This is a genomic window from Pilibacter termitis (genome assembly GCF_900167335.1).
Taxonomy (GTDB): Bacteria; Bacillota; Bacilli; order Lactobacillales; family Streptococcaceae; genus Pilibacter; species Pilibacter termitis.
The window spans coordinates 34973-43084 of record NZ_FUXI01000024.1 but is presented as its reverse complement, the minus strand read 5'-3'; the positions used below and the strand labels follow the sequence as shown (position 1 = coordinate 43084).

Genomic DNA, 8112 nt, shown 5'->3' with positions numbered 1-8112 from the left:
AACGACATAGTTCGCTGTCGCAAACTCCTGAACGCCCCTCTACACTTTTCTTTGTCTAGCTACATGGTGCTGAAGTCTGGCAACTGTTCACAACAGCACTGGAAACTAACGTTTCCAGCAAGTAAATGCTGTGGCTCACTGTTGCAGACTTCAAAACGCACCATTACGCTTTTCTTTGTCTAGTTACGAGGGGCAGGAGTTGGGCGACTGCTCTCAACGTCGCTCGAAACTGACGTTTCGAGTAAATAAACGACGTGGTTCGCTGTCGCAAACTCCTGAACGCCCCTCTACACTTTTCTATTTTAATTGCTCATAGAAAATCTTGAAAATGCTTTTATTGGTCGCGATCCAATGAAGTCTTTTCGTTTTTTAATCTTTTCACTTGTACATACAAGTTGTATGTACATCTTTATTATACAGATAAATTTTTTATTTGCAAGAGCTTACAAATATTTTTTTAGATTTTTTCCGGAAAGATTCATTTTTTTGTTTAATTTTCTGGCAAAAAAGGGTATATTCTTTGTATAGCGGTATTAAAAAAAGGCCGTGCTTATACTGAATCAAGGGAGTGTCGTATTTGAAACGTTACGAAGAAGTTTATAAAGACATCGAAAAAAAAATTCTCTCTGGTAGTTTTCCAGCTGGAAGTTATTTGCCAAGTGAAAATGAATTGAAAGAAGAATTTCTAGTTAGCCGAGAAACAATCCGAAAAGCTCTTAACCTTTTAATGAACGCTGGATTAATCCAGAAAAAACAAGGAAAGGGAAGTATGGTCATTGAGCGGAAATTATTGAATTTCCCTGTTTCTGGTTTGACTAGCTACAAAGAATTGCAGCGTCAGCAAGGTTTTACAAGTAAAACAAAAGTTGTGAAGTTGTTCAAAAAGAAAATAAATGCTCTTGACGCTGAGCGGACAGGTTTTCCGCTAGATAGCGAAGTTTGGTATTTATTAAGAGAACGTTTGATTGACGGAAAAAGTGTCGTGCTAGATGAGGACATTTTACTAACAAGCTTTATCCCTAATTTAACCGTGGAAATTGCTGAAAATTCGATTTATGATTATTTTGAAAATGAGCTAGGGCTTGAAATTGCTTATGCAGAAAAAGAAATTACCATTTCTTCAGTAAATGATGAGGACAAACTCTATCTCGCTTTATCAACGAACGATATAAATGTCGTCTCAATCAAAAGCCGTGTCTACCTAAGCGATTCAACGCTCTTTCAATACACAGAAAGCCGACACCGAGTCGACAAATTTCGCTTTGTTGATTTCGCAAGGAGAAATAAGATTTGATGATAAGGACATCTCGAAAAACTCACACTTATCCCAAATTGCTAGTTTTCCGTTTTTTTGTCACTCTCCTCAACCTTGTCCAGCTATACGGGGCAGGAGTTTGGTCGCTGTTCGCAACAGCACTGGAAACTATGTTTCCAGCAAGTAAATGCTGTGGCTCACTGCGACAAACTCCTTACCGCCCCTCTTCGCTTTTCTTGTTGTCTAGCTACGAGGGGCAGGAGTTTGGTCGCTGTTCGCAACAGCACTGGAAACTATGTTTCCAGCAAGTAAATGCTGTGGCTCACTACGACAAACTCCTTAACGCCCCTCTTAGCTTTTCTTATTGTCTAGCTACGAGGAGCTGAAGTCTGACAACTGCTCACAATGTCGCTAGAAACTTACGTTTCTAGTAAATGAACGACAGTGTTCGCTGTTGCAGACTTCAAAACACTCCTCTTCGCTTTTCTTTTTGTCTAGCTACGAAGGTCAGGAGTTGGGTCGCTGTTCGCAATGCCACCTGAAGATCTGTTTCAGGCAAGTAAATGGCATAGCTCACTGCGACAAACTCCTGACCGCCCCTCTCCGCTTTTCTTTTTGTCTAGCTGCGAGGGGCTGAAGTCTGGTGGCTGTTCGCAACGTCGCTTGAAACTTCGTTTCAATGCTAGTCTTTCAAGAATCTTTGATTCTTAGAAAGACTGTATGCGAAACGAAGTGTAGCAGTGAATGAACGACGTGGCTCACTACCACAGACTTCAAATCGCCCCTCTTCGCTTTTCTTTTTGTCTAGCTGCAAGGGGCAGGAGTTGGGTCGCTGTTCGCAATGCCACCTGAAGCTCTGCTTCAGGCAAGTAAATGACATAGCTCACTACGACAAACTCCTGAACGCCCCTCTTCGCTTTTCTTGTTACCACATAGCTTTCGTCGATTTCCTCGAAAACAAGAAAAACTAGCTAATTTAGTCTTAAGTGGAGTTTTTTAAGGTGCCCATATTTTAAACCTCTAAAATCAACGTTTCTTCTTCTTGTTTTTCTTCATTTTTTTATTCATCTTTTTCATCATAGAATTCATCGCCATTTTGCCGACTTTTCCTTTAATGCCCCCACCAAATCCGCCTTGGTTCATCAGTTGATCCATGCCCGGAATTTTATTCATCTCGCCTTTGCTCATCAAGCTCATCATTTTCTTTGCTTCATTGAAGTTTTTAATCATCTTATTCACTTCAACGACCGAATTTCCGCTACCTGCTGCGATTCTTCTTCTTCTTGACGGATTCAAAAGTTCTGGATTTTCACGTTCTTCTGGTGTCATAGATAAGACCATTGCACGTTTTCTTGCCATGTCTTTTGGATCGACTTTCACTTGGTCAATCCCCGGCATACTGCTCATTCCGGGAATCATTTTCAACAAATCTTCGATTGGTCCCATATTGTTCATCTGGTCAAGTTGTTCCATAAAATCATTGAAATCAAAGGTGTTCTCACGCATTTTTTGTGCCATTTCTTCGGCTTTTTTCTCATCAAAATCTTGCTGAGCTTTTTCAATAAGCGTAAGCATATCTCCCATGCCCAAAATACGACCACTCATGCGATCTGGGTGGAATACTTCAAGGTCAGTGAGTTTTTCCCCTGTCCCAGTAAATTTAATCGGTGCTCCTGTCACTTGGCGAATGGAAAGTGCTGCCCCGCCACGTGTATCCCCGTCTAATTTCGTAATAATAACCCCTGTAATGCCAAGAGCCTCATTGAAACTTGCCGCCACATTGACTGCATCTTGCCCTGTCATCGCATCAACTACAAGCAAAATTTCGTCAGGATTCGCAAGAGCTTTGATGTCTTTTAACTCGTTCATCAACGTCTCATCAATATGCAAGCGTCCTGCCGTATCAATCAAGACATAGTCATTTTTCTTCTCACGTGCAAGCAAAAGACCATTTCGCACAATTTCCACAGGAGAAGTATCTGTTCCCATGTCAAACACTGGCACATCAAGCTGTTTGCCTAATGTTTTCAACTGATCAATCGCTGCTGGACGATAGACGTCTGCCGCAATTAAAAGCGGACGTGCATTTTCTTCTTTGATTAATTTATTTGCTAATTTCCCTGCAAAAGTCGTTTTCCCCGCCCCTTGCAAACCGGACATCATGATAATCGTTGGAATTTTCTCCGATTTATTCAAACCAACCGTTTCGCCACCAAGTGTTTTTGTTAGCTCCTCATCTACGATTTTGACAATTTGTTGTGCAGGATTCAAGTTTTCAAGCACTTCCACCCCTACTGCACGTTCACGCACAGCTTTGGTAAATTCTTTGACAACAGGAAGTGCCACGTCAGCCTCTAAAAGTGCTAAACGTATTTCTCGCATCATCTCCTTCACATCATTTTCGCTCACCTTACCTTTTCGGCGAAGTTTGCCCATTGCGTCTTGTAGACGTTTTGTTAAATTTTCAAATGCCATTTTTTATCATTCTCCTTGTCATTATGAGTAGCGTTTTTTCTCACGTTTCATCTATTTCTTGTATCTCAGCTAGTTTTTTTAGTAAATAAGTATCTTGTGAATATTTTTCCTTTAACTCATCTAAAATTTCTCCACGTACAATGTAATTCGAGTAGAGCGAGAGTTTTCTTTCATATTCTTCTAACGTTTTTTCTGTTCGCTTGATATTGTCATACACTGCCTGTCTGGAAACTTGAAATTCTTCTGCTATTTCACCTAGAGAATAATCAAACGCATAGTAAAGTTCAATATAATTCATCTGTTTCTCCGTCAAGAGTGTTGAATAAAACTCAAACAACGCATTCATGCGATTTGTTTTTTCAATTTCCATGCCTTACCTCACCAAATTTCCTCCAACTTTCGTTTTCACATCTTTCACCGCAGCACTTTCCTTCTCCTCTTGACCTAAAATCTCTTCCCAAGTTGGCAAATGAAGTTCAACTCCATAGCGATTTTTCAACGCTTGCGTTACCAAACGATAGGCTAGACGTGAATTTCTCGAGAGCAGTGGCCCGTGAAAATAAGAGCCATAAGTGTTTTTATAATGCACACCCTCACTCATATCTTCGCCATTATTTCCTTTTCCTGTCAATACTCGACCCAAAGGTTTCTCACCCTCACCTAGAAACGTGCGTCCTTGATGATTTTCAAAACCATAATAATGCTCTCCCGTCTCCTCATTGACAATTTCAACATCACCAATAAAGCGATTATCTTGTTGATTGAGCGTATAGTGTGGCAAAGCGGAAATCCCCTCCACTTTTCTCCCACTTGCCTCAATGTAATATTCCCCTAAAAGTTGATACCCACCGCAAATGGCAAGCACTACACCGTCTTGCTCAATAAATTTCGTGATTGCCTCTTTTTTCTTTTGAATATCTTTTGACACAATCCATTGCTCGTAGTCCTGACCGCCACCAAAAAAGACAAGGTCGTATTTTTCTTCGTCAAACGTATCATTTAGACTAACAATTTCAAAATTCATTTTCACACCTAACTTTTCGCCGATATATTTCAGCATGAGAATATTCCCATTGTCACCATAGGTATTCAATAAATTCCCGTATAAATGACAGACATTGAGTTCATATTTAGGTGTTTCATTTTTCCATTTATCTAACCCGTAAATCTCTTGTTTTGTTGTTGACATTTTCTCTCCTTTTTCTAACTATGAAGAACTGACGTTTCACGCAAGTAAACGACACGATTCACTGTTGCAGGCTTCAAAACGCCCCACTCGCTTTTCTTTGTCTAGCTACGAGGGGCAGGGTTTTGGTCGCTGTTCACAATGCCACTTGAAACTGAAGTTTCAATGCTAGTCTTTCAAGAATCTTTGATTCTTAGAAAGACTGTATGCGAAACGAAGTGTAGTAGCAAGTAAATGGCATGGCTCACTGCGACAAAACCCTGAACGCTTTTCTTTGTCTGGCTACGAGGGGCTGAAGTTTGGCAACTGTTCGCAACAGCACTGGAAACTTTAGTTTCCAGCAAGTAAATGCTGTGGCTCACTGTTGCAAACTTCAAAACGCCCCGCTTGCTTTTCTTAATACCCATTTTTGATGTAGCCGTTTGTTGCTAAGTCTTTTCGTAAGTTTAATACTGCTGTATAGGTTGCTAAGATGTACACAGAATCTGTTGGGGCAGTTTGAATTTCTTTTTTCAAACGTTCAAATGTCTCGTCCACTTCAACGAGTTTCTCTTTCGGCAAACCTGCTACACGTAAGCGACGTTCCATTTCTTCATGTCTCACGCCACCTGCAATGACTTTTTTTATATCCATACTGGCAAACAACTCATAATTGGCATCCCAAATCCAGCTTGTATCAATACCGTCTGCATAATTAGCATTAAGCAAACTCACAAGCGTAAAAGGATTAGGTGTCAGTCCAATCATATCAATTACTTGATTCGTCCCAACAGGATTTTTCACCAAAACAAGCGTACAATGCTTGCCGTCAATCTCAAATGTTTCTTGACGACCAAAGACTTTTTCATCATAGCCAAGTCCCTTACGAATTTTTTCAGCAGAAACACCATAATATTCCGCCACACTCGCTGCTGCTAGTGCGTTATAAATATTATACATTCCACCCACCTCAATACCATATTGCTCCTTATCAATAACAAATTTTGCACTTGTATTGGTCATCTCTAGCAATTCTGTCAATTTGTAATCAAGAGTTGGACGAGCAAAATCGCAGTTTGGACAAAAATAATTGCCCAAATTCGCATAAGTGATCATATGATAATGCAAAATTCCTTGACATTTCGGACATAAAATCCCCTCTGTATTATAATGAGCAAGAAGAACCCCCTCATCTTTGTGGTCAAAACCATAATATTTACGAGGATTTTTCGTTTCAACTGAATGAAAAAGAGGCGAGTCCCCGTTAGCCAAAATCACCCCTTCAGGAGACTTTTCAGCACCTTTTAAAATATAGTCATAAGTCGTATAAATTTCGCCATATCTATCCATTTGGTCACGAAAAATATTCGTAAAAACAAATAATTTCGGCTGAATATACTCTGTTACTTTCGCAAGAGATGCCTCGTCAATTTCAAGCACGGCAAATTTTTTCTGCCCTTTTTTCGTTTTCGCTGAAAGAAACGTCGAAACAATCCCCTGTATCATATTCGCACCTGTTGGATTGGTCAATACTTGTTCAAACTCCTGCTTTAAAATATTGACAATCAATGCCGTAGTCAACGTTTTTCCATTCGTCCCCGTGACAACAATCACCTCATAATCACGTGCCAATGTATCTAAAATATTCGGTTCAAGTCTCAATGCCAGTGTCCCCGGATAACTTGATCCTCCTTTGAAAAAATTTTTCAATATAAATTGTGCTGATTTTCCAACTGTTGTCGCTAATAAAGATTTGAAGGTCATTGTTTGCTCCATTCGTAAATTCATTCTATAATACTCAATTGTAGCACAAGCACCATTTGAAAAAAAGGAAATTAAGATAGTGATTAATTTTCTCTTTATAGCATAAAAACAACAGAGTCTAATCCAATAACAGAAATTCCTCAAAAACAGTATTTCCTACATACAATCCACGTTCTGTCAATACTAAAAAACCCTCTTTTTCTTCTATCAAACCTTGCTGGATTAATTTCCGTGTCACTTCACCGTAAATTTCTTCAAAAGATACGTTAAATTTTTCACTAAATTTTTTCTTGGAAATGCCTGAGCGTTTTCTCAGCCCTAAAAACATCTCTTCTTCCATTTGGTTTTCCCTCGTCAAATGTTCCTTCTCCAAAATCGGAAGTTCCCCTTTTCTCAAAGGTGTCATATAATGCTGAATTGGTCCATGATTTCGCAGACGAACGTTCTCCAAATATCCACTTGCACCCGCACCAAAACCGTAATAATGCTCATTATTCCAGTAAACAAGATTGTGCTTGGACTCAAAGCCTGCCTTAGCAAAATTACTAATTTCATATTGAAACAATTTTTTTTCATTCATCTTTTCAATCGTGCGAGCAAACATATCCGCCTGCACATCTTCATTTGGCAATTCTAACTTGCCCTTACGCACCCAATTCATAAACTGCGTTTTGTTTTCCAAAATCAAAGAATACAGGGAATAATGTGGCAAATCAAGTGAAAGAGCCAAATCTAGCGTTTCATCTAAGCTCTCCATTGTCTGCGTTGGCAATGCGTAAATCAAATCAAGCGAAATATTCTCAAAATGTTGTTGCTTGAGTAAATTTACCGTTTCAAAAACTTGCTCGGCTGTATGTTTTCGACCGATTTTTTTGAGCAGGCGATTATCAAACGTTTGTACACCAAGAGAAATACGATTGACTCCAAAAGACTTCATCACGCTCATTTTTTCAGCCGTTAAATCTCCCGGATTGGCTTCCATGGTAAACTCGCCTTCCTCATGATAGGGCAACAATGTACGAACTCCGTCAAGCAACACTTCTAATTGCTTAGCAGAAAGCGAACTTGGCGTACCACCACCAATATAAATCGTTGGTATTTCCTTTACCGGATAACTCTCTTGTGTCAACGCAATTTCTTTTAAAAGCAACTGAATGTATTCATCAACAGGCTGTCCTTCTAAAAATACTTTATTAAAATCACAATAATAACAAATGTGTTCACAAAATGGAATGTGAAGATAGGCGGATATTTTTTTATTGTTTGGCATTTTTTGTCCTTTCTACGATTTCACTTCGTGAAATCTTGAAACTTGACTTCCGATTCGCTACAGCCAAGCGAGGTCACTCGCAAACTTCGTCTGCTCGAAGTCTTTTCTACGATTTCTCTTCGTGAAATCTTGAAACTTGACTTCCGATTCGCTACAGCCAAGCGAGGTCACTCGCAAACTTCG

At 39.6% G+C, this 8112-nt stretch carries 8 protein-coding genes; 1 reads left to right on the top strand and 7 read right to left on the bottom strand.

Annotated features, from left to right (window positions below):
* The first annotated feature begins 577 nt into the window (after nt 1–577).
* Nucleotides 578–1294, top strand: a complete 717-nt coding sequence (gene treR, locus B5D30_RS10015; protein ID WP_078807939.1) for a trehalose operon repressor — start codon at nt 578–580, stop codon at nt 1292–1294.
* 734 nt (nt 1295–2028) lie between these two features.
* On the opposite strand, the gene B5D30_RS13760 is transcribed toward treR, so the two are convergent.
* The 7 genes from B5D30_RS13760 to hemW all read right to left on the bottom strand — a co-directional run bounded on the left by B5D30_RS13760 (nt 2029) and on the right by hemW (nt 7929).
* Complete coding sequence (locus B5D30_RS13760) at nt 2029–2187, bottom strand: hypothetical protein (protein WP_159443290.1); 159 nt, start codon at nt 2185–2187, stop codon at nt 2029–2031.
* Nucleotides 2188–2281: 94 nt separating this feature from the next.
* A complete protein-coding gene (gene ffh / locus B5D30_RS10005; RefSeq protein WP_078807937.1) occupies nt 2282–3730 on the bottom strand; it encodes a signal recognition particle protein in 1449 nt (482 codons plus the stop codon).
* Nucleotides 3731–3770: 40 nt separating this feature from the next.
* Entirely contained in the window at nt 3771–4100 is a 330-nt protein-coding gene (locus B5D30_RS10000) for a putative DNA-binding protein (RefSeq protein ID WP_078807936.1), read from the bottom strand.
* 3 nt (nt 4101–4103) lie between these two features.
* On the bottom strand, nt 4104–4919 hold the full coding sequence (gene gatD, locus B5D30_RS09995; RefSeq protein WP_078807935.1) for a lipid II isoglutaminyl synthase subunit GatD: 816 nt from the start codon (nt 4917–4919) through the stop codon (nt 4104–4106).
* A gap of 173 nt (nt 4920–5092) precedes the next feature.
* A complete protein-coding gene (locus tag B5D30_RS13240) occupies nt 5093–5293 on the bottom strand; it encodes a hypothetical protein (RefSeq protein ID WP_144399564.1) in 201 nt (66 codons plus the stop codon).
* Between the two features lie 19 nt (nt 5294–5312).
* On the bottom strand, nt 5313–6659 hold the full coding sequence (locus tag B5D30_RS09990) for a Mur ligase family protein (RefSeq protein ID WP_078807934.1): 1347 nt from the start codon (nt 6657–6659) through the stop codon (nt 5313–5315).
* A gap of 118 nt (nt 6660–6777) precedes the next feature.
* Nucleotides 6778–7929 (bottom strand): radical SAM family heme chaperone HemW, encoded by a 1152-nt coding sequence (gene hemW / locus B5D30_RS09985; protein ID WP_078807933.1) that lies wholly within the window; start codon nt 7927–7929, stop codon nt 6778–6780.
* Nucleotides 7930–8112: the final 183 nt, after the last annotated feature.